The following is a 20,676-nucleotide window of genomic DNA, read 5'->3' as shown; positions in this document are numbered from 1 at the left end:
CGGCGCCGCTCACTTCCGATCGAGAAAATCTTTCTTTTCCTGAGGGGTCATGGTCTGCCAGCGCTCGCGCAGGTCGCGGCGCTGCTCCCGGCTCATGCCGCGCCACTTTTCCCGCAGGGCCTGGCGCTCGCCGGGGGGAAGCTCGTGGAACCACCGGTAGCTCCGCTTGATCCGCTCCTGCTCCTCGGGGGGGAGACCACGGAACTCCTTGAAGCGGCGGCGGACCTGCTCCCGTTGCTCGGGGGGGAGCTCCCGCCACCGCCGGAACCGCTCCCGGGCTTCCTTCTGTTCGTCGGGGGTCATGGTACGCCAGCGCTCCGCTCCGCGGCGGAACCGTTCCTGGCGCTCGGGGGGGAGGGTGTTCCACCGCTCGCGCATCGGCTGCAGGACCGTCTGCTCCTCGGGAGCGAGGCGCTCCCACGGTGTCGCGACCGCCTCGCCCCACGCCGGAGGAGCGACCGCAGCCAGCCACAGGATCGCCATCAGCAGTCGTCTTCTCGTCATTCGCCTTCCCCCTTCCGTCCTCTCCTGCTCCGTCGCGGCGCCCATTCTTCCCCTGTCACCCGACCGCCCCTACCCCTTCCGGTCCTGCTCCGCCAGCCAGCGGTAGAAGTCGAGATCTTCATAGAGCTGGATATGCTCCTGGGTCGTGATGATCTCCATGTCGTCGATGCCGGCGACGGCCTTCTCCCGGCGGACATCGGCAAGCCAGAGGCTGGTGGCGACGACCGCCACCGCAATGGTGGCGAGCCCCCCCGCCGTGGCCCAGCGGGGGATTCCCGCAAACCACCGGCGCCGGCCGGCCTCCTCCACCGCCGCAAAGCGCATCTCCCGCAGCCGCGCCGCCGTCCGCGCGTCAAGGGATGCCTCGCGCTCCTCCAGATGCGCCCTCACCGCCTCGATCAGCCTGTCGTTCCGCTCGTCCCGGTTCATTATCGGTACTCCTTCAGAAGGTGCCGCAGGGTGTGGACGGCCCGCGAGTAATGGGTCTTGACGCTCCCGTCGGTGCACCCCATGGCCACCGCCGTCTGGGCCACGTCGAGCCCCTCCCACGAGCGGAGCAGGAATGCCTGGCGCTGCCGCAGCGGGAGCTTCCGGAGCGCCTGCTCGATCGCCCCCCCCAGCTCCTTGTTCGCCAGCTGCCGCGCCGGATCGGGGGCATGGGGGTCCGCCACCCTCTCCAGCGGGTCGGGACCGTCGTCCGGGTCGTCGCCACCACTGCCGAACCAGCCGCGCAGCCGGTTACGGACCGTCATCCGCCGGTGCCAGTCGATGATCCGGCTCTGGAGGGTGCGGTAGAACAGGGGGGACCACTCCTCCTCCCCCTTGTGGGCATAACTCCGGACGAAGCCGAGCATCGCCTCCTGCACGAGGTCGAGGGCTTCGTCATCGTCGGCGGTGGCAAAGCGGGCCATCCGGAACGCCCGCCGTTCGATTCCCGCCAGGAATCGGTTCAGTGCCTCGGTGTTCTCCAGGGACTCTCTCCTCGTACTTGTCCGCCGGCGCGGGCCGCGGACGTTCTTCTATTAAGAAAACGCGCACGCACCGATGCGGTTGACACGACGTGCTCTCATGTTCGCCCTCTGCCGTGGCGCGCGGGAACGGGGCTGCGCGTTGACTTTGGAACGGGTGGATTTACACTTGAAGGGCGTCCGGAGGGGGCCCCTCCGGAGAATTCCATGATACCACGGGAGGAGCAATGGACAGAAGAAGCTTTCTGAAACACGCCGCCCTCGGCGCCGCCGCCGTCGGGATCGCCCGCACCGCAACTGCGGCCGAGATGTACTTTCCGGTCAAGGCCGATCAGTCGCTCTTTGCCACCATCAACCGGGCGAAGGATCCGGCGAAAAGGAATCCGCTGGAGCAGAAACATGCACCGGTCATCAAGGCGCCGGCCTCGGTAAAGGCAGGAGAACCGTTCATCGTGGAGGTGACGGTGGGCGAAGTGGTCCACCCCATGGGGCCGACCCACTGGATCCAGTTCGTGGAGCTCAACGTCGGCAACGAGCCGGCGGGGAAGGCCGATTTCCAGCCCCGCGGCTTCCTGAACCCGAAGGTGACCTTCACCGTAGTGATCCCGAAAGAGGCGGCGCCGGCCGGCAAGGTGACCCTCGTCGCCCACCAGCGGTGCAACCTCCACGGCTACTGGGAGGGGAGCGCCGACGTGACGGTGATCTGAAGTTGGAGGAGGGACGGGCTCCCGGCCGGCATGGCGGGAGCCCGGGGAGCAGGATGCTTCAGGCCGATGGCGGAGGGGTGCCGCAGTACTTGCAGGAGGGGTCGCGCCACCGGTAGTACTCGCCGCAGGAGCCGCAGCGGCGGAATTTCCCCTCCACCTCCCGGATCGGCTTCTCGAAGTAGATCACCAGGAGAAAGATCGGGAAGACGGCGCAGGCGAGGCTCCAGCCGATGAAGTTCCTCCCCCGGTTGGCCGCCAGCATCCCGCCGACGATCCCGGGGATGACGATTATCAGAAGAAACACCAGGTAGACCGGTTTGACGGATCCGAGCATTGCCTCTCCCTCCTTGTGCCGATCGGTTTTTCAAGTATAGCAGATAAATTTCTCCCCTCGCGGTGACAGCCCCCGCAACGAGCGCATCTCCCGCACCGCGGGCCTAACCGCAAGAAATTATTCGCCTCACCGCTTGCATTAATAAAATTTCACTATATACTAGCACCTACCTACACCAATAAAACGATGTTTCCGAAACATCGACCAGGGACGGACTACTCCGCTGCAGCCCGCGGTGGAGAGCGCCAAGGAGGGCGCAGTTTTTCAACCGGAAACCGACGTCTGCTCCTGCCGGCGCGCGGTCTCTCCTCCCCCGTTGTCCGGTCCGGACATTCCATGCATCACCACGCAACCGATCAACGCTGACCCGCGGGGAGAGGGACAAATTCTACCGGTGGTTGCAGCAAAACCGCGTCAGCCCCTTGGTGACGCTCGTGCAAAACCACCACACGTTCCTACCGGCTACCGGAGCGCATTCCAGACAACGAAAAGGAGTTTGCCATGACCAGAGCGAAAAACGCCATCCAGACCAGAAAATCCTGCTACGGGTGGGTACCGGACCTCCCCGACCACCGCGACAAGATGTTCGGCGCCGTGCGGAAGATCCCCGCCGCCCTCCCGAGCCTCGTCGACCTGCGCCCCACCTGTTCGCCGGTGGAGGATCAGGGACAACTGGGGAGCTGCACCGCCAACGCCCTGGCCGGCGCCCTGGAGTACCTGGAGGTGAAGGACAAGGTTCCCTTCGTGGACCTGAGCCGGCTCTTCATCTACTACAACGAGCGGGTGATCGAGGGGACGGTGAAGTCCGATTCCGGGGCGATGATCCGCGACGGCATCAAGACCCTGGCGAAACAGGGGGTCTGCACGGAGAAAAGCTGGCCCTACGACGTCGCCAAGTTCGCCGCCAAGCCTCCGAAGGCCTGCTACAAGGAGGCGCTCAACCACCAGATCCTCGCCTACGCCCGGCTCAACACCGTTGACGAGATGCGGGCCTGCCTCGCCGAAGGGTTTCCCTTCGTCTTCGGCTTCACGGTGTACGAGGGCTTCGAGTCCCAGCAGGTCGCCCAGACGGGGGTGGTGCAGATGCCCCAGCCGGGCGAGCGGGCGATAGGGGGGCATGCGGTGCTGGGGGTCGGCTACGACGATGCCGCCAGGCGGTTTATCGTCCGCAACTCCTGGGGGACCGACTGGGGGATGAAAGGGTACTTCACCATGCCGTACGACTACGTGGGGGACCGCAATCTCGCCGACGACTTCTGGACCATCCGCCGCGGCGAACTGATGTAACCGGAAACCAGCGGGGGCCGAGGGATGGGACAGCGCACAATCATCGTCGGAGTACACGGCATCGGGGACCAGAGCTCCTACGAGACGATCCAGGCGGTCGCCCGCCAGGTCTGCAAGTACTACCGCGCGCCGGGGGCGATCCCGTTGGGGAGGTTCCATTCGGCGCTCTGTGCCAGCCACTCGGCCCCCTTCATCCCCCAATCCCCGCCGGACCCGCCGCTCCCTCCCCACATCGGCTTCGCCGAGGTTTACTGGGCCGATATCCCGCGCAGGACCGTCACCCGCGGCTACACCCTGGAGGAGGCGAAACGGTGGGCAAAGACCATCGTCGACCGCCTCCGCTCCACCTACCCCGGCAGCTTCCCCCCCGGGATTACCGGACCATCAAGCGGGTCCTGGAGGAGATGATTGACACCATCGCCGTGCTGGAGCGCCTCCTCTTCCTGGCGGACAAGGCGGGGCTCTTCCGCTTCGACCTGAAGAAACTCCTGGACGATTACCTGGGAGACGTGCAGCTCGTGACCGAATTCGCGACCCACCGGCAGAAGATCCTCGGCCGCTTCTTCGACGTCATGGAGGGGATCCACAGCGCCGACCCCGGCGCGGAGATCCAGATCGTCGCCCACAGCGAGGGGACGGTCGTCACCTTCCTCTCCCTCCTTGAGGCGATGTGCGCCGACGCGGCGAACCGCCCCGCCTGGCTCCCCCAGGTGCGGGGGCTCATGACCATCGGCTCCCCCATCGACAAGCACCTCCTCCTCTGGCCCGAGCTCTGGCGCCCCCTCGAAGGGATACGGTGGAATCCCCCACCCGGGGAGCGGATCCGGTGGCTCAACTACTACGACTACGGCGATCCGGTGGGGTTCATGCTCGACACCGCCCGGCTCTGGCTGAAGCTCCACGGGGGCGACGGCTTCGCCTTCGGCGCGGAGGACGATTTCGGCTACAGCAGGTATTACCTCCCCGGCAAGGCCCATGTGGATTACTGGGACGACGATTACGTCTTCGGCCATTTCCTGAGCAGGGTGGTCGATCCGCCGCCGGCGGAAAACCATTATGACGAGCGCCCCAAGAACGCCGTCGGCGCCCGGATGGCAACCTATCTGCTCTCCTATGCCGCCATCGCCCTTGTCCTCTGGGGAGCGGTCTACCTCCTGTACAAGAGCGTCGCGGCCTGCATCGGCGCCGGGGCCCCGCCGCTGGCCATCGTCCGGAACGTCACCGGCATCACCCTTCTGGTGGCGGGGATCACGGTATCGGCCCGCATCCCGCGGCTCACCCGCAAGCGGAGCCTCTACCTGATCGGCCCGGCCCTCTTTCTCGGCGCTGTCATCCTTTACCCGCTCCTCGTCGAGCCAGGAGTGCGGGCGAGCATGGGAGGGTTATTCACCCCCCTCGGCACCGACCCGACCGCCGCAGTGCTCATGCTGGCCGCCGCCGTCCTCGCCCTCACCACCTTTTTGAGCGGTGCATTCCCCAGGGGGGGGATGAAGCCGCTGCTCATCGTCGGTTTGTGCGCCGCCGGGGGGATCGTCGCCTCGGTCGTCCTGGGGGACGCGGAGCACGGGGCGGTCTGGCCGATCATCCCGGCCGCGGCGGCGTTTCTCTATCTCTGGTGGCTGGCGGCGCTTTTCTTCGACCTGATCTTCGTCTGGCAGCGTTACATCCGCCAGGCGAAGGGGCTCATCCACCTCCACAAACTCTACCGGGCCCGGAGTGCTGCGGCAGCGGCGCAGCGATGATCGATCCATCAGGGGATGCCGGCCACCGGAGCAGGGAGGTCCGGCATCCCCATCACTCACCGGAGGCACCCATGAAAACACGTTTCATCGCACCGCTGCTCCTCGGCATCGCCCTGGGGGGCTGCGCCTGGCAGAAACCGGCCGGGCTCCCCCTCGACACCCTGGCGCAGAAGGCGTCCGCCGGTCCCCTCGCCATCGGCGAGGCCCGCGTCATCACCGACAATGACGCGGCGTTTCTCTCCAAGCTGCGGATGATCGAGGGGGCGCGCACCTCCATCGATCTGATGTACTACATCTATGCCGACGACCAGAGCTCGTCGGTGCTGACCAAGGCGCTCATCGACGCGGCCCGGCGCGGGGTGACGGTGCGGCTTATCGTCGACTACCACACCAACTACAAGCACCTCGACCTCTTCTCCCTCATGGAGAGCGAAGGGAACGGCAACCTCAGGGTGCGGCTCTACAACCGCCCGACGCGGAACATCATCAAGGACGCCGTCTACCTGACCATGGGGTGCTCCCGCGAGACGGCGGCCGTAAAGCCCGGGGCGTGCAGCGCCGAGAAGTTCGCCGCCATCGACCGGCTCTTCGCCGACGAGGCGATCGGCGGCAGACCGGCAGCGGAGCGGAACATCTCCAACCTGAGCATCGGCAACTCGGGGCTCTTCCTCTCCGGACTCTACTCCAAGCGGGGGGACGTCATGGCCCTCGCCGTGCAGGGGGGGCAGCAGATCGACCTCAAGGGGATGAAGGGGGAAACCCCGCCGACTCCCGACCAGAAGGAGCAGATGAAAGAGCTCGGCAAGGTCTACTGGGAGTCGCGGACCGGCGCGCCGTTCCAGCGGCTGACGGCCAATGCCGAGCTCTTCTTCGCCTTCGCCATGTACGGCGGCCAGCTCAACCCCATCAAGGAGACCGTCACCTCCCTCCTGCCGGTGGAACGGGCGTTCTCCGACGACGAAGTGCGGGACTGGGACCACCTGACCGACTACCTCCATCACAAGTTGCTGCTGGTGGACGGCACCACGGTGCAGATGGGGGGGAGGAACGTGGAGAACTCCTACCACATGCGCCCCAACCCCCTGACCAGCAAATACGTCTTCATGGACACCGACATCCGCGCCCTCCTCGCCGAAGGGGGTGACGCCGTCCGGCGGGCGTTCGACGACCTCTGGAACTTCGACATCATGGTCGCCTCCCTGGATGAGGTGCGCCGCCACGCCCCCAACGACTTCGTCGTCAACCTGAAATACGCCGAGAACCGCTGCCAGGGCGCCGCCGGGAAGGAGGAGCGCGACGCCTGCATCAAAAAAGAGCTTCAGGAGAGCGTCCTCACCCTGGACGAGCGGATGGCCGACCGCCGCCGGACCATGGAGGAAAACGCCCGGGCCTACACCACCGAGTACGCCCCCACCATCCCGCAGCAGGCGGCTTCGGGCTTCACCCTGGAGAGCGGCAGCGTTCTCGCCTATCTGGAAAACCTCCCCTTCGACCGGACGCTCCCTCCCGAAAAACGGGTGCGGACCTACGGCGCCCCCGCCGGGAAAGAGGCCGAAAACGGCAAGAACATCCACGACGTCTGGCTCCGGGAGATCCCGGCGGTCTGTGGGGCGGCCACGCCGGAGGAACCGAAGCGGCTCGTCCTCCACAACGCCTACTTCTTCCCCGCCGCCAATCTCACCCATGAACTGAGCCGGATGGTGAACGGCGACTACGACTGCTCCAACGTCACCGTAACGGTCCTCACCAACTCCATCCAGACCACCGACCTCAACGTGGTGAACCTGGCTGCCCGGCACGCCCTCAAGGCATTCTCCGAGTTCTACCAGCAGAAGGGGGACCCGGCGAAACGGGCGAAGTTCGACTACTTCGAATACCAACCCCGGCCGGATTCACCCCTCTCCCTCCACACCAAGGTCTCGGTCTTCGGGGACGACGTCACCATCGGCTCGGCCAACGCCGACGTCCGCAGCTTCATGATGGACAGCAATAACGTCATGCTCGTCCGCAACGCCCCCGGCTTCGTGAAGGAGTACCTCGGCTTCGTCCAGGGGATTATCACCGACCCGGCACGGGCAAAGAAGCTCAACGACTACTTCGTCACCACCCCCCGCGAGGTGATCCTCCAGGAGGACCTGGCGACCTTCCGGCAGATCCTGACCAAGTACGGGGTCGACCGGAAGCTGGGCGAGGGGGAGATGAAGGAGATGGAGGGGCGCTTCGTGCAGATGCTGAACGACGCCTACGAGCTGACCAAGGCATCCATCGACACCGGGAGCACGGCGGCCAAGCGGCGGGAGAACCAGGACCGGTTCAACGGGGAGTTCAAGCCGATTTAGCGGGAATAGCACCGGAAAGGAGAAATGTTCCATGAACGCACCACGACAGAGGAGGATTTCGTGACCGGAAAAAGCAGGCTCATCCGCGGCATCGTCGCCCTGGTGCTGGCCGTCACGCTGGCGGGGTGCGCCGGCAACGCCCAGTACCGGACCTCCTACCAGCCGTGTACCGCAACCGCGGAGAAGACGGCGTGCGAGACGGCGTCGCTGGAAGAAAACGGCGACTACCTCCTCGGCTTCGTGGAATTCGACGACCAGGGGTGGCTCTGGGACCGGAAGCAGGCCGACGCGCTGGTGGACCGGCTCCTCGCCCGGGACGCCCTGGAGTCGGGGCTCCTCATGGTCGTCTACGTCCACGGCTGGCGCCACAACGCCTCATCCGGCGACGACAACGTGGCCTCCTTCCGGGAGACGCTGCAGCGCATCCACTCCTACGAGCGCCTCGCCAGCCAGAGCGAGGGGCGCCCGGAGCGGAAAGTGGCCGGGATCTACGTCGGCTGGCGGGGTCTTTCCGCCGATCTGGAGCCGTTCACCACCCTCTCCTTCTGGGACCGGAAGAACACCGCCGACAAGATCGGCCACGGCGCCCTGACCGATCTCCTCGTGCGGCTGGAGGAGGTCCAGCTCTCCCATCTCGCGGTCTACGACGAAGGGAAGAGCCGGCTCGCCCGGACCAAGCTGATCGTCGTCGGCCACAGCTTCGGCGGACAGATGGTCTACTCCGCCCTCTCCCAGATCCTCATCGACCGCTTCTCGGGGGTGAACGCGGAGGAGCCTCAGACCTTCGGCGACCTCGTGATCCTCGTGAACCCCGCCTTCGAGGCCGCCCGCTTCACCCCGCTGCGCGACTTGGCCGGGGTGAGGAAATGGTACCCCGACGGCCAGCTCCCCCTCGTGGCGATCTTCACCTCGGAGTCGGACCAGGCGACGGGGGTGGCTTTCCCCGCGGGACGGTGGTTCTCGACCCTCTTCGAGAACTATCGCGACAGAGAGCAGAAGCTGGCGGACCGGCAAACCGTCGGGCATTTCGAACCGTACCGGACCCACGAGCTGCGCCCCCGCCCGCAGGCGGCAACGCTCCCCCCGCCGCTGCCGGAGGCCGAGCAGAAAGCCGCCGCCTACCGTGCCGCCCAGTCGGCGCGGCAGCAGTGGATCGACCTTTCCTCCCGCGGCGGCTGGGCGCTGGAACTGGGAGGAGCACAGCTCTCGCACCTCAACCGGACGGTCCCCCGCAACCCCTTTTATGTGGTGTCGGTGGACAAACGGATCATCGACGGGCATGGCGACATCTGGAACCCGACGTTCCTGGAGTTCATGCGGCAGTTCATCCTCTTCACGACCGTCGTCAAGGAATAAGGGTGCCACGGAGGAGTCAGCATTGGAAGCGACGGACATCCGCCTCGCGGTGGGAGAGACGCACCGCCTCAGGCTGACGGGGCGGGGAAGCGCCGGCTACGGGTGGGAGATGAGCGTGACGGGCGACGGGGAGGCGGTGAGGGTCACGAAAGAGTTCCTCCCCCTTCCACCGACCCTCCCGACGGGGGGACCACTCCCTCCGGGGTACAGCAGGGACGAGGAGGTCGTCATCACCGCCCTCGCCCCCGGCACGGCAACCGTCCGCCTCGTCCAGCGGCGGGCGTGGGAGCGGGAAAAGCCTCCCCTGAAGGAGCTTCTGCTGGGGGTTCGCGTTACGGGGCGGGCGGGCGGCGCGGATTGACGGCGAGGATCGCCAGGCCGCTGAAGAGGAGGAGGACGCCGCAGAGAGCCGTGGGGGTGAGATGCTCCCTCACCACCGCGACGCCGAGGATGGTGGCGGTGAGGGGCTCGGCCAGGGAGAGGGTGACCGCGTTCGCCACCGATACGGTCTTCAGCCCGCGGGCGAAGAGGATGTAGGAGACGGCGGTGGCGACGACCCCGAGATGGAGGATGACCAGCGCGCCGCGCGGATTGGCGAGCCAGCCGAGATCTGCCCCCACCAGGAGCGGGGCCAGCATGAGCGCCCCGACGCAGAAGGCCACCGCCATCACCGCCTCGGGGGAGCGGCCGGCCAAGAGGGATTTGATCGCCAGGGCGTAGGCGGCGTAGGAGCCGCCGGCGGCAAGGGCGAGGGCGATGCCGAGGGGGTTCACGTTGAGCCCCCCTCCCCCTCCCCCCGAGAGGAGCACGCAGCCGGCCACGGCCACCACCGTGGCGGCAAACCACCGGCGCCCCGGCCGCTCGCCCCGCACCAGAAAGGCGAGGATGCCGGCCAGGACCGGCGAGCTGCCGATGGCCACCATGGTCCCCACCGCCACGCCGGTGGCCTTCACCGCCGCGAAGAAGGCGAGCTGGTAGGTGGCGATGAAGCCGCCGGCGGACGCCGTTGCCAGCAGGGGCCACCGCCCCCCTCCCGTCAGACCTCCCCGGGCCAGGGCCACCACCAGGAGCGCCGCCCCTCCCACGGCCAGCCGCATCGCCCCCACCGTCGCGGAGCTCGCCCCCGTGGGAGCCAGGGCCTGGGCAGTCCCCGTGGTCCCCCAGAGCATCGCCGCCATCAGTATCAGCCAAATCCCGCCCTTTGCCTGCACCGCCGTATCGTTGGAACTCTGCATGAAAAAACTGCTCCTGTCTTTCGCCCGTCACCGGAGGGATGTTTGACGCCAACGGCTTCAAATTACACTGCCGGAGCGGATCGCGCAAGCACCAAGAGAGTTGCCGGATTTCACCCTACCCAACCCCTCGCCCGCAGCAGCAAAACACCATATATTACGGAACGTTTTACATGTATCGCACTTGACATTCGTTTTCAATTAACTATACTGATAGCAGGTAACCTATTTCACGGAAAGGGGTGTTGAATCATGAGACGGAACACGGTACTCAGAACGGAAACCCCGAGAGGTACCGGGGAATCGGTGAGCGCGAAACGCCACACCACATCTGCCTCCACGGGGAAGGGACTCCGGGAGATGCCCACGGGAAGAACCGAAACGGGGAGAGGCGAAGTCAGCATCCTCTCGCCGCTTCGGGAGATGGAGCGGTGGTTTGAGGAGTCGATCAACCGGCCGTTCTTCGGGATGAACTGGATGCCGCTGCGGCATATGCTCCACGATCTGGGTGGAGGGATGGAGATGATGCCGGCGGTCGACATGTTCGAGGAAGGGGGAAACCTGGTCGTGAAGGCCGAGCTTCCGGGAATGACGAAAGAGAGCCTCAACCTCCGGATCGTCGACAACAACCTGATCATCTCCGGTGAAAAGAACACCGAAGAAAAGATCGAACGGAGCAACTTCCTGCGGCTCGAACGGTCCCACGGCTCCTTCAGCCGGACCCTCGGACTCCCCGACGGGCTCGACACGGAACAGATCAGGGCGAGCTTCAGGGACGGGGTGCTCGAAGTGAGGATCCCAAGAACCGAGACCAGCACGGTCCGGCAGATCACCGTCGAGTAAGGGGCGGTGGCATGAGGCAGGATGCCTGGGGGAAGCGGATGCTTCCCCTTCTTTTTTGCGTCAGGGGGATTGCGCCGGACGGCGCGGGGACGTACAATCACCGCAGTCGTCCCCTCACCCCCCACGCCAAGGAGTCTCCATGTCGAACCTCGCCCTCTTTCTCCTCATGATGTGCGGGGGCGCCGTCCTGGCGCTCCAGCCATCCATCAACGCCCGACTCGCCCAGAAGGTGGGGGTCGTCGAGAGCTCCTTCGTCTCCTTTGCCGTGGGAACTCTTGCCCTTGCCGTGGCGGTCTCCCTTTTCGGACGGGGCAGCCTGCGGGCCCTGCCGGGCGCGACGTGGTGGGAGCTGACCGGCGGCCTCCTCGGCGCAGCCTTCGTCACCCTCACCATCGTGGTGGTGCCGCGGCTCGGCACCACCGCCACCATGGCCGCCATCATCGCCGCCCAGCTCACCACGGGGCTCGTGATGGACCAGTTGGGACTGTTCGGCTTCCGGGGCGCCCCCCTCGACGGCAAGCGGATCGCCGGAACGCTCCTTCTCATGGCGGGGGCGGCGCTGGTCTTCCGGCGGTGACGGGAACCCCCATGCCGGTCCCCCCGCAGCCTCCGCCCCACGTCGGCGCCGACCTGCGCACCATCGCCTGCTTCGAGGCAGCCAAGGGGCTCCTCGTCATCCTCGCGGGGCTCGGGCTCCTGGCCCTCATCCACCGCGACGTCCAGGCCATCGCCGAAGAGATCGTCAGGCACTTCCACCTGAATCCGGCGAGCCGCGTCCCCCGCATCTTCCTGGAGGCGGCCGGCACCGCCGACGGCCCGCGGCTCAAGCTGCTGGCCCTTGGCGCCTTCGGTTACGCCACCCTGCGCCTTGCCGAGGCATGGGGGCTCTGGCGCGGCCGGGCATGGGCCGAATGGCTCGGCATCGTCTCCGGCGGCATATACCTCCCCCTCGAAGTCTATGAGCTGTTCCTCTCCGTGACGCCGGTGAAGATCGGCACCTTCCTCGTCAACCTCGCCGTGGTGGGGGTGCTCGTCCACGCCCGCGTCGCGGCCCGCCGCGCCTGACCCTCCCCGTGAAGCAAAAAAAACTTTCCACGTCCCGGGCTGTTGCGAACGGAAAGCTGTGCTACGATTTACCCATAGCAGCGATCGCCATCCAAGGATGTGACCCATGTCGAAGCAGGCAGAGCAGGCCGGAGGCCCGACATCCTGCTGCTGGAGACGAATTTCCGCCGGGACGTGGCGACGACGGTCTTCCGCATCTTCCAGGGAGCCCTCACCAACGTCATCCGTCACGCGGGGGCCACCTGCGTCGACGTCTCTCTCGAAGAGAGGAACCGCCGCATCGTTCTCGTGGTAACCGACAACGGCCGCGGGATCACTCCCGAGCAGATGCGCGACGGCCGCTCCCTCGGGATCACCGGCATGCGGGAACGGGCCTATGCGTTGAGGGGACGGGTAAGGATCTGCCGCGCTCCGGGAGGGGGGACCACCGTAATCGCCCACATCCCGACCGGTTCCCAAGGAGGGGACCCATGACCGCCATGATCAGGATTCTCATCGCCGACGATCACGGGATTTTCCGCGAAGGGCTGAAGCAGGTCATCGCCGGCACCGCCAACATGACCGTTGCCGGTGAGGCGGCCGATGGCCTGGAAGTGCTCGGCAAGATACGGGAGCACGACTACGACCTGGTGATTCTGGACATCTCCCTGCCGGGCCGCAGCGGGCTGGAGATCCTGGCGGAGGTCAAGGCCCTCAGGCCGAAGCTGCCGATCCTGGTCTTGAGCATGTACCCTGAAGAGCAATACGCCATGCGCGCCCTGAAATCGGGGGCCTCGGGCTACCTGACAAAGGGGAGCTCCTTCCAGGAGCTGGTGGAGGCTTTGCAGAAGATCGCCATGGGAAAGAAGTACGTCAGTGCCGCCATGGCGGAGGTGCTGGCCAGCCGGCTCGCCTCCGACACCGGAAGGCCGCCCCACGAGCGGCTCTCGGACCGCGAATTCCAGGTAATGCGCATGATCGCCACGGGCGCGACCCCGAAAAGGATCGCCGACGAGCTGATGGTCGGCATCAAGACGATCAACACCTATCGCGTCCGGATCCTGCAGAAGATGGAGATGAAGTGCAACGCCGACCTGACCCGCTATGCCATCGAACACCGCCTCATGTAACCCCTGACGGGCGACCGGCAGCCGTTTCCGCCACGCCGTGGCGGCCGATCCCCGCATTTTTCCAGTCTATTCCCTCTCTCCCACCTTGTACTCAAATCGCCTACACTCATCAAAACATATTACTTACAAAACAAACGGTATTGTCCGTACAAGCAGTAACGGCTCAGTCTTATATAAATTACCTGTAGTAATCATTCACCAGCCTGTCAGGGGGGTGAAGGATGGACTCATCCGAGACAAAGCCAAAACCTGCGTGAGCAGGTGACGGAAAGCCGCGGGTCTTCACCGAGAGACAGCCGGGCCGCCAAAGATCGTTCCTTGGAGTCCGGCTTTTTTTCGTCCAGCCCCGGCTTCAGGGAAATTCCCTTCCGCTTCAGGATGTGAACCACCCCAGGAAAGGAGGCGACGACGCGACGTCCCTGTCGATGCAGCACCCGGAACCACCGCAGTTTTGCACAAAGTATTGCCGGAAAGGAGAAAGGATATGGGTAGATACAAGATGCTGATGGTCATGGGCCTGGTGGTGGCCGTGCTTGCCCCGCCGTGGGGGGGGAACCGGTTGTACGCCCAATCGGGCGACACCGCCGACACGATCGACAATCCCCCCCCCGACAGCACCATGGGTGAACGCGCGAAAAAGCTGCTGGAGCGGCGAAAGGCGCGTGTCACTGAGGAACAGAGGAAAGCCGCGGCGGAACGCGCCAAGGCGGAAGAGGCCAGGGCGGCGGCCGGCAAAGCGGCTCCCGACAAGGATGGAAAGGGGGGCACTAAATGAGCATGCGGACTTTCTTCCTTCGGATGCTTCAGGGCGCGGCCGTGACGGCGGTCGGCGCCACCGTGGCCCTGGCCGCTCCCACCCAGGGGGGTACGCCGAATTACTTCGGGCCTGAATCGAACTGGGCCAACAGTCCGGCCCCGACGGTCAATCCGACCACCGGAGCCGTCTCGGGCGGCATGCGCAAGTTCGTCGACACGCTGCCGGGGCTGGGGGCGACGGCAGCCAACAACCTCGGCCAGTACATCCCGGTGGCCATCCCCGACACCACCACCTATCCCGGCTCCGATTACTACGAAATCGAGCTGGGTCAGTACACCGAAAAGATGCACTCGGACCTCAAGCCCACCACCCTGCGCGGGTATCGGCAGACCAACACGACGGATGCCACCGTCAGCAAATTCCACTATCTGGGCCCTCTCATTGTCGCCACGAAGGACAAGCCGGTGCGCATCAAGTTCACCAACAAGCTTCCCACCGGCGCGGGCGGCAACCTCTTCCTGCCGGTGGACACCACCGAGATGGGCGCCGGCATGGGCCCCCTGGGGATGAACGTCTCCCAGGGCAACCCGATGAACTACACGCAGAACCGCGGCACCCTCCATCTCCATGGCGGGCGGACGCCGTGGATCAGCGACGGGACCCCCCACCAGTGGACGACGCCGGCGGGCGAAAACACCGACTATCCCCAGGGGGTCAGTGTGCGCAACGTCCCCGACATGCCCGATCCGGGCCCGGGCGCCATCACGTTCTTCTATTCCAACCAGCAGAGCGCCCGGCTGATGTTCTACCATGACCACGCCTACGGGATCACGCGCCTGAACGTCTATGGCGGCGAGGCGGCGGGGTACCTGGTGACCGACGCCGTGGAACAGGACCTGATCAAGCGCGGCATCATCCCCGCCGACCAGATTCCCCTCATCATCCAGGACAAGAGCTTCGTGGATCCGGCCACCGTCCTCGCCACCGATCCGACCTGGCCGTTCCCGGTCAGCACCACCCTTTCCAACCTCTGGTATCCCCATGTCTACATGCCGAACCAGAACCCCAACGACCTGGCCGGGGTAAACCCCGTGGGCCGGTGGGACTACGGTCCCTGGTTCTGGCCGGTCTGGCCGGTGACGAATCCACCGATCACGAACCCCGTCACCGGGATGGTCTATCCCAATGTTCCCAACCTCTCCATGACGATGGAAGCCTTCCACGACACCCCAGTCGTCAACGGCACCGCCTACCCCTCCCTCACCGTCCAGCCGAAGTCATACCGGTTCAGGATTCTGAACGCAGCCAACGACCGCTTCTGGAACCTGCAGCTTTACCAGGCCAGTTCCATCGTCAGGGGGATCGATCTGAAGAGCGGCGGCAGCGGCTACACCGCCGCGCCCGTCGTCACCATCACCCCCGCCGCAGGAGATACGACCGGCAAGGGGGCCACGGCCCAGGCGATCGTAGACCTGACCGTCGGGAGTCCGACGTACGGCAAGGTTATTGACGTCACCCTGGTGACCGTCGGCAGCGGCTACACCCTGCCGCCCGTCGTCACCATCGCCCCCCCCACCGCGGGGACGGGGGCAACCGCCACGGCATCGCTCTACACCGGCACCACCGAGGTCGGGATGATCCCCGCCATTCCCGGCACGGCAAACTTCCCGCCGGAGTGGACCGCCCAGACGGCAGGCCAGCCGGGCGATATCCTGGACAACAGAATGGGCGGGGTGCCCGATCCCGCCATGATCGGTCCGACCATGATCCAGATCGGCACCGAAGGGGGCTTCCTCCCGGCGCCGGTGACATGGCCGAACATCCCGCTCGGCTACGACCGGGACCCCAAGAGCGTTACCGTCGGCAACGTGAAGGAGCACAACCTCTTCCTGGGACCGGCAGAGCGGGCGGACGTCATCGTCGACTTCTCCGCCTATGCCGGCAAGACCCTGATCCTCTACAACGACTCGTGCGCGGCGTGTCCGGCCACTGACACCCGCCTCGACTATTACACCGCCGACCCGGATTCCACCGCCACCGGCGGCACCGTCTCCACGCTCGCCGGCTACGGCCCCAACACCCGCACCATCATGCAGATCAAGGTGGCCACCGCGACCCCGGCGCCCGCGTTCAACCAGACGGCGCTCAACGCAGAGTTCGCCTCCACCGCCACGAAGTTGGGGGTCTTTGCCCGGAGCCAGGAGCCGATCATCGTTCCCCAGGCGCCGTACAACAGCGCCTACGACGGCAACTTCCCCGCCGGCACGACAGCCTATGCGCGGATCCAGAACACATCCCTCACCTTCCAGCCCCTGAACCTGAGTACCGCGACCCCGGGCGACCTGGTGGCCTCGCCGCTGACCATCAACTTCGCCCCCAAGGCGATTGCGGAGGAATTCGAGAACACCTACGGCAGGATGAGCGCCTTCCTCGGCGTTGAAGTGCCGTTCACCAACGGCATGAACCAGACAACCATCTTTTACGGGTATATCGACCCGGCCACCGAGATCGTCAACGACACCCCCAATCTCACCGCCACCCCCATCGGAAGCGCCGGCGACGGGACCCAGATCTGGAAGATCACCCACAACGGCGTCGACACCCACCCCGTCCATTTCCACCTGTTCGACGTGCAGGTGATCAACCGGGTAGACTGGGCCGGCGTGGTGAAACCACCGGAGCCCAACGAGCTGGGATGGAAGGAAACCGTCCGGATGAACCCGCTGGAGGATATCATCGTGGCGCTGCGGCCGACGGCTCCCAAGCTCCCCTTCGGCCTCCCCGACAGCGTCCGCCCCCTCGACCCGACGATGCCGATCGGCGACCCGTCGGGCTTCAAGAACGTCGACCCGCGGGGGAACCCGATCACTCCTCCCCTCACCAACCAGTTGACCAACTTCGGCTGGGAGTATGTCTGGCACTGCCACATCCTGAGCCATGAAGAGATGGACATGATGCGCCCGCTCCAATTCAACGTGGCGCGCACCCTCGCCACCCCCCCCGTGCTGACGGTGACGGGAGGGGGACCGTTCACCCTCACCTGGACGGATGCCACTCCGCCGAACCTTGCGTCGACCCTGGGTAACCCCGCCAACGAGATCGGCTTCCGGATCGAGCGGGCAAACGGGACCACCGGCGCGTTTGCGACCGTGAGAAATACCCTGGCCAACACCACCAGCTATGTCGACACAACGGCTGCGCCGGGCACCTTGTACCGCTATCGCGTGGCCGCGTACAACGCCGCCGGCGATTCGGTATCGAACATCGTGTCGGCGGGGGGGCTGACGCTCCCTGCGGTTCCCACCGGGCTGACCGGCGCCATCAGCGCCAGAACGCAGATCACCCTGAAATGGAGAGACGCCTCCACCAACGAGACGAGCTTTGCGGTCTGGCGGCGTACGGGCAACGGCATAGCGACCCAGATCGGAACGGTGACCCGTACGGCCACCGACTCCACGGCAACGGGAGGGACCGTAACCTACGTCGACGGCACGCCTGTCGCCGGCAACACCTACTTGTACTACGTAACGGCAGTGAACTCCCTGGGGGCATCGGCCGCATCCAACACGGTGACCGTCAACTTCTCGGCGCCGGCGGCTCCCACCGGCCTGGCCGGCTCTGCCTCCACCATTGCCGGCAGCACGACACTGGACCGGGTCAACCTCGCCTGGATCGACAACTCCAACAACGAGACCATGATGCAGGTCCAGCGCTCCACCACGTCGACATTCACCACTACCGTCACCTATAGCCTCGGGGCCAACGTGACCACCTATACCCAGACGGTCGCTCGTCCCGGCACCTACTTCTACCGCGTGCGGGCAAGCAACCCCGTGGCCGCTTCGGCATGGACCGGCGCCATACAGATAACGGCACCGTAAGGGACCGGGGCTGATTCCACGCATGCACCTGGCGGGGAGGGAGCAATCCCTCCCCGCATTTCATTCGCCCCCGCCACGACGCCCCCTGCACTTTCGCAAGATCCGGGTGGATAATCGCCGCCGGTTCGGCTATCGTTTCCGTATGACCACTGCCGCGGGAGGGATTATGGAAACGACACTCGAACGGCTCGCCCGGGATTATGGCCGCATCGAAGAGGCAATCCGCTTCCTGGAAGCAAACTTCCGGCACCAGCCGGGGCTGGAGGAGATCGCCGACCACGTGCACCTGAGCCCCTTTCATTTCCAGCGCTGCTTCCGCCGCTGGGCCGGGGTGACGCCGAAGCAGTTCCTCCAGTATCTCACCATCGGCTACGCCAAGGAGCTGCTGCGGCAGTCGCGGAGCCTCCTCGACGCCTCCCTCGGCTGCGGCCTCTCGGGCCCCGGCCGGCTCCACGACCTCTTCGTCACCCTCGACGCCCTCACCCCCGGCGAGTACAAGACGCTGGGAGCGGGACTCACCATCCGCTACGGCTTCCACCCCACCCCCTTCGGCACCTGCCTCATCGCCCTGACGGAGCGCGGCATCTGCACCCTCCGCTTCGTAGCGGACGACGAGCGGGAGCAGGCGCTGGAAGAGGTGCGGCACGAGTGGGCGTGCTCGCGGTTCGAGGAGGACCGGGAGGCGACGGAGAGAGTCGTGGCACAGATATTCGGAACGGACGCCACGGAAGGGGGAGAGCCGCTTCGCCTCCTCGTGAAGGGGACCAATTTCCAGGTGAAGGTGTGGGAAGCGCTGCTGCGGATTCCGGCGGGGCGCGTGGTGAGTTACGGAGAGCTGGCCCGCAGGATCGGGGCGCCGTCGGCGTCGCGGGCCGTGGGGAGCGCCGTGGGGGACAACCCGGTAGGATTTCTCATCCCCTGCCATCGGGTCATCCGGGAGACCGGAGTCATCGGCGGCTATCGGTGGGGAACGGCGCGCAAGCGGGCGATTCTTGCCTGGGAGACGGCCCGGCGGCAGGAGGCGGAGTAATTCTCAATTACACGAGGCAAAAAACAACGTCTTCCCTCTCTCGAACGCACAAAAGCCCGCCAGAATCCTCTGACGGGCTTTTGCTTTGAAACGGGATTGTACAAGAAGGTTACTGACTCCCCCCGCCGAGCACCTTGTACAGCGTCACCAGGTTGGCGAGCCGGGAGAGGCGCACGGAGATCAGGTTCTGCTGGGAGCCGTAGAGGGAGCGCTGGGAATCCAGTACCTGCAGGTAGTTGTCGACCCCTTTTTCGTAGCGGGCCTGGGAGAGGCGGTAGCTCTCCCCGGTGGCGTCGGTGAGGGACTGCTGGGCCGCCACCTGGTCGTCGATGGTCCCCCGCTGGGCGAGGGCATCGGCCACCTCCCGGAAGGCGGTCTGGATCGCCTTCTCGTACTGGGCCACGGCGATGTCGCGGTCCACTTCAGCCACCGTCAGGTTGGCTTGGTTGGCTCCGGCGGTGAAGATCGGCAGGGAGATGTGCGGCGCGAAGCTCCAGGCGAAGGCTCCCCCCTTGAAGAGTCCGGCCAGGTCGTCGCTGCCGAAGCCGACACTGGAAACCAGGGTGATCCGTGGGAAGAACGCCGCCCGGGCCGCGCCGATGTTGGCGTTGGCCCCCTTCAGGAAATTCTCGGCCTGGAGGATGTCGGGACGGCGCAGCAGGACGTCGGACGGGAGGCCCGGCGCCACATCCTTCAGGGCGGTGAGGGTCTCGGAGAGGGCCGCGGGAAGGAGCTCCGCCGGCACCGGCGAGCCGACCACCAGGCTCAGGGCGTTTTCGTCCTGGGCCACGATGGTGGTGAACCGGGCGATGTCGACCCGCGCCGCATCGACGCTGGTCTGGGCCTGGCTGAGGGCGAGGGCGGACGAAACGCCGGCCTCGAAACGGCTCCTGGTGAGCCGGTAGGACTCCTGCTGGCTCGTCAGGGTTTCCTTGGCGAGCTTCAGCCGCTCGCGGTCGGCGGCCAGGGTGAGGTAGTTGACGGCAACCTCCGAAACGAGGCTGATCTGGACGCCGCGCCGGGCCTGCTCGGTGGCCAGGAACTGCTCCAGGGCCTGGTCCTTGAGGCTCCGCACCCGGCCGAAGAGATCCAGCTCGTAGGAGCTGACCCCGAGACCGACGCTGTACTGCTCGGTGGTCTGGGCGTGGCCCGTTGCCGAAAGCCCCTCGGGGGTCCGCTTGAACGCGGCGTCGGCGGTGGCGTCCAGGTGGGGGAGAAGATCGGCGCGCCGGATCTGGTACTGGGCCTGGGAGCGCTCGATGTTGAGGGCCGCCACGCGCAGGTCGCGGTTGTTCTCCAACGCCAGGGCGATCAGCTTGCGCAGCTGCGGGTCGACGAAGAACTCCTGCCAGGGGATGTCGGCCACCGCCTTGTCGGTCTTGGCCGCCCCCTCCTTGTAGGCCGGGCCGGCGGGCCAGGCGGCCGGAACGGGAGAGGCGGGCCGGCTGTATTGTGGCGCCATGGTGCTGCAGCCGGCAAGGAAGAGCGTCAGCGCCAGCAGTGGAACGGTAATGCGTCTCAT

21 protein-coding genes and 1 riboswitch are annotated in these 20,676 nt (G+C 65.9%); of the genes, 15 read left to right on the top strand and 6 right to left on the bottom strand.

The features are described 5' to 3' along the window. Positions 1-9 precede the first annotated feature (9 nt). The 3 genes from GPICK_RS04360 to GPICK_RS04350 all read right to left on the bottom strand — a co-directional run bounded on the left by GPICK_RS04360 (position 10) and on the right by GPICK_RS04350 (position 1,475). A complete protein-coding gene (locus tag GPICK_RS04360; RefSeq protein WP_039740796.1) occupies positions 10-504 on the bottom strand; it encodes a DUF3106 domain-containing protein in 495 nt (164 codons plus the stop codon). Between the two features lie 69 nt (positions 505-573). Next, on the bottom strand, positions 574-933 hold the full coding sequence (locus GPICK_RS04355) for a hypothetical protein (RefSeq protein WP_039740795.1): 360 nt from the start codon (positions 931-933) through the stop codon (positions 574-576). After that, complete coding sequence (locus GPICK_RS04350; RefSeq protein ID WP_039740793.1) at positions 933-1,475, bottom strand: RNA polymerase sigma factor; 543 nt, start codon at positions 1,473-1,475, stop codon at positions 933-935. The genes GPICK_RS04355 and GPICK_RS04350 overlap by 1 nt, the downstream gene beginning before the upstream one ends. Positions 1,476-1,699: 224 nt before the next feature. Between GPICK_RS04350 and GPICK_RS04345 the strand changes: the two genes are divergently transcribed. After that, entirely contained in the window at positions 1,700-2,179 is a 480-nt protein-coding gene (locus tag GPICK_RS04345) for a class II SORL domain-containing protein (RefSeq protein ID WP_039740791.1), read from the top strand. Positions 2,180-2,237: 58 nt separating this feature from the next. On the opposite strand, the gene GPICK_RS04340 is transcribed toward GPICK_RS04345, so the two are convergent. Next, the gene (locus GPICK_RS04340; protein WP_039740788.1) at positions 2,238-2,513 is read right to left on the bottom strand and encodes a hypothetical protein; all 276 of its coding nucleotides are present in this window, start codon (positions 2,511-2,513) and stop codon (positions 2,238-2,240) included. A 501-nt stretch (positions 2,514-3,014) separates the two neighbouring features. Here GPICK_RS04340 and GPICK_RS04335 point away from each other — a divergent pair. The 6 genes from GPICK_RS04335 to GPICK_RS04310 all read left to right on the top strand — a co-directional run bounded on the left by GPICK_RS04335 (position 3,015) and on the right by GPICK_RS04310 (position 9,598). After that, on the top strand, positions 3,015-3,800 hold the full coding sequence (locus GPICK_RS04335; RefSeq protein WP_039740786.1) for a C1 family peptidase: 786 nt from the start codon (positions 3,015-3,017) through the stop codon (positions 3,798-3,800). 24 nt (positions 3,801-3,824) lie between these two features. Next, positions 3,825-4,208, top strand: a complete 384-nt coding sequence (locus tag GPICK_RS04330) for a hypothetical protein (RefSeq protein WP_039740784.1) — start codon at positions 3,825-3,827, stop codon at positions 4,206-4,208. Next, positions 4,112-5,542: a hypothetical protein gene (locus tag GPICK_RS04325; protein ID WP_158414156.1), complete on the top strand. Its 1,431-nt coding sequence runs from the start codon at positions 4,112-4,114 to the stop codon at positions 5,540-5,542. Before GPICK_RS04330 ends, GPICK_RS04325 begins: the two co-directional genes overlap by 97 nt. A 71-nt stretch (positions 5,543-5,613) precedes the next feature. Further along, positions 5,614-7,881: a phospholipase D-like domain-containing protein gene (locus tag GPICK_RS04320; protein WP_039740780.1), complete on the top strand. Its 2,268-nt coding sequence runs from the start codon at positions 5,614-5,616 to the stop codon at positions 7,879-7,881. 60 nt (positions 7,882-7,941) lie between these two features. Continuing rightward, positions 7,942-9,237: an esterase gene (locus GPICK_RS04315; RefSeq protein WP_236685647.1), complete on the top strand. Its 1,296-nt coding sequence runs from the start codon at positions 7,942-7,944 to the stop codon at positions 9,235-9,237. 22 nt (positions 9,238-9,259) lie between these two features. Continuing rightward, complete coding sequence (locus tag GPICK_RS04310) at positions 9,260-9,598, top strand: protease inhibitor I42 family protein (protein WP_052263276.1); 339 nt, start codon at positions 9,260-9,262, stop codon at positions 9,596-9,598. Here GPICK_RS04310 and GPICK_RS04305 read toward each other — a convergent pair. Further along, entirely contained in the window at positions 9,570-10,472 is a 903-nt protein-coding gene (locus tag GPICK_RS04305) for a DMT family transporter (RefSeq protein WP_039740777.1), read from the bottom strand. The two genes, GPICK_RS04310 and GPICK_RS04305, sit on opposite strands and share 29 nt — an antisense overlap. A gap of 303 nt (positions 10,473-10,775) precedes the next feature. Here GPICK_RS04305 and GPICK_RS04300 point away from each other — a divergent pair, with 303 nt between their 5' ends. From GPICK_RS04300 to GPICK_RS04265, 8 genes are all read left to right on the top strand, one after another. Then, a complete protein-coding gene (locus GPICK_RS04300) occupies positions 10,776-11,312 on the top strand; it encodes an Hsp20/alpha crystallin family protein (protein ID WP_236685646.1) in 537 nt (178 codons plus the stop codon). Between the two features lie 139 nt (positions 11,313-11,451). Further along, the gene (locus GPICK_RS04295; RefSeq protein ID WP_039740775.1) at positions 11,452-11,889 is read left to right on the top strand and encodes a DMT family transporter; all 438 of its coding nucleotides are present in this window, start codon (positions 11,452-11,454) and stop codon (positions 11,887-11,889) included. Between the two features lie 11 nt (positions 11,890-11,900). Next, positions 11,901-12,377, top strand: a complete 477-nt coding sequence (locus GPICK_RS04290) for a DUF2127 domain-containing protein (protein WP_052263275.1) — start codon at positions 11,901-11,903, stop codon at positions 12,375-12,377. A gap of 99 nt (positions 12,378-12,476) precedes the next feature. After that, positions 12,477-12,851, top strand: coding sequence for an ATP-binding protein (locus GPICK_RS04285; RefSeq protein ID WP_039740774.1), 375 nt, complete (start codon positions 12,477-12,479; stop codon positions 12,849-12,851). Beyond that, positions 12,848-13,486 carry a response regulator transcription factor gene (locus GPICK_RS04280; RefSeq protein WP_236685645.1) on the top strand — a complete coding sequence of 213 codons (639 nt, stop codon included), beginning with the start codon at positions 12,848-12,850 and terminating at the stop codon, positions 13,484-13,486. The genes GPICK_RS04285 and GPICK_RS04280 overlap by 4 nt, the downstream gene beginning before the upstream one ends. Before the next feature lie 231 nt (positions 13,487-13,717). Then, a riboswitch (cyclic di-GMP riboswitch) is annotated at positions 13,718-13,795 on the top strand. Between the two features lie 175 nt (positions 13,796-13,970). Then, complete coding sequence (locus GPICK_RS04275; RefSeq protein ID WP_039740773.1) at positions 13,971-14,261, top strand: hypothetical protein; 291 nt, start codon at positions 13,971-13,973, stop codon at positions 14,259-14,261. Beyond that, entirely contained in the window at positions 14,258-18,124 is a 3,867-nt protein-coding gene (locus tag GPICK_RS17745) for a multicopper oxidase domain-containing protein (protein WP_039740772.1), read from the top strand. Before GPICK_RS04275 ends, GPICK_RS17745 begins: the two co-directional genes overlap by 4 nt. 166 nt (positions 18,125-18,290) lie before the next feature. Further along, positions 18,291-19,154, top strand: a complete 864-nt coding sequence (locus tag GPICK_RS04265; protein ID WP_052263274.1) for a methylated-DNA--[protein]-cysteine S-methyltransferase — start codon at positions 18,291-18,293, stop codon at positions 19,152-19,154. 109 nt (positions 19,155-19,263) lie between these two features. Here the strand turns inward: GPICK_RS04265 and adeC are convergent, their stop codons facing one another. Continuing rightward, complete coding sequence (gene adeC, locus GPICK_RS04260; RefSeq protein ID WP_039740770.1) at positions 19,264-20,676, bottom strand: AdeC/AdeK/OprM family multidrug efflux complex outer membrane factor; 1,413 nt, start codon at positions 20,674-20,676, stop codon at positions 19,264-19,266.

This window comes from Geobacter pickeringii (assembly GCF_000817955.1).
GTDB lineage: Bacteria > Desulfobacterota > Desulfuromonadia > Geobacterales > Geobacteraceae > Geobacter > Geobacter pickeringii.
Note: the sequence above shows the minus strand (reverse complement) of the source record. Positions and strands in the feature narration are given on the sequence as shown.

What these genes read in the sequence shown, in the direction of transcription:
- GPICK_RS04290 (WP_052263275.1), top strand. Translation starts at nt 11,901, where the DNA reads ATGCCGGTCCCCCCGCAGCCTCCGCCCCACGTCGGCGCCGACCTGCGC.
- GPICK_RS04330 (WP_039740784.1), top strand. Translation starts at nt 3,825, where the DNA reads ATGGGACAGCGCACAATCATCGTCGGAGTACACGGCATCGGGGACCAG.
- GPICK_RS04280 (WP_236685645.1), top strand. Translation starts at nt 12,848, where the DNA reads ATGACCGCCATGATCAGGATTCTCATCGCCGACGATCACGGGATTTTC.
- GPICK_RS04340 (WP_039740788.1), bottom strand. Translation starts at nt 2,513, where the DNA reads ATGCTCGGATCCGTCAAACCGGTCTACCTGGTGTTTCTTCTGATAATC.
- GPICK_RS04265 (WP_052263274.1), top strand. Translation starts at nt 18,291, where the DNA reads ATGGAAACGACACTCGAACGGCTCGCCCGGGATTATGGCCGCATCGAA.
- GPICK_RS04360 (WP_039740796.1), bottom strand. Translation starts at nt 504, where the DNA reads ATGACGAGAAGACGACTGCTGATGGCGATCCTGTGGCTGGCTGCGGTC.
- GPICK_RS04275 (WP_039740773.1), top strand. Translation starts at nt 13,971, where the DNA reads ATGGGTAGATACAAGATGCTGATGGTCATGGGCCTGGTGGTGGCCGTG.
- GPICK_RS04320 (WP_039740780.1), top strand. Translation starts at nt 5,614, where the DNA reads ATGAAAACACGTTTCATCGCACCGCTGCTCCTCGGCATCGCCCTGGGG.
- GPICK_RS04335 (WP_039740786.1), top strand. Translation starts at nt 3,015, where the DNA reads ATGACCAGAGCGAAAAACGCCATCCAGACCAGAAAATCCTGCTACGGG.
- GPICK_RS04305 (WP_039740777.1), bottom strand. Translation starts at nt 10,472, where the DNA reads ATGCAGAGTTCCAACGATACGGCGGTGCAGGCAAAGGGCGGGATTTGG.
- GPICK_RS04355 (WP_039740795.1), bottom strand. Translation starts at nt 933, where the DNA reads ATGAACCGGGACGAGCGGAACGACAGGCTGATCGAGGCGGTGAGGGCG.
- GPICK_RS04345 (WP_039740791.1), top strand. Translation starts at nt 1,700, where the DNA reads ATGGACAGAAGAAGCTTTCTGAAACACGCCGCCCTCGGCGCCGCCGCC.
- GPICK_RS04295 (WP_039740775.1), top strand. Translation starts at nt 11,452, where the DNA reads ATGTCGAACCTCGCCCTCTTTCTCCTCATGATGTGCGGGGGCGCCGTC.
- GPICK_RS17745 (WP_039740772.1), top strand. Translation starts at nt 14,258, where the DNA reads ATGAGCATGCGGACTTTCTTCCTTCGGATGCTTCAGGGCGCGGCCGTG.
- adeC (WP_039740770.1), bottom strand. Translation starts at nt 20,676, where the DNA reads ATGAGACGCATTACCGTTCCACTGCTGGCGCTGACGCTCTTCCTTGCC.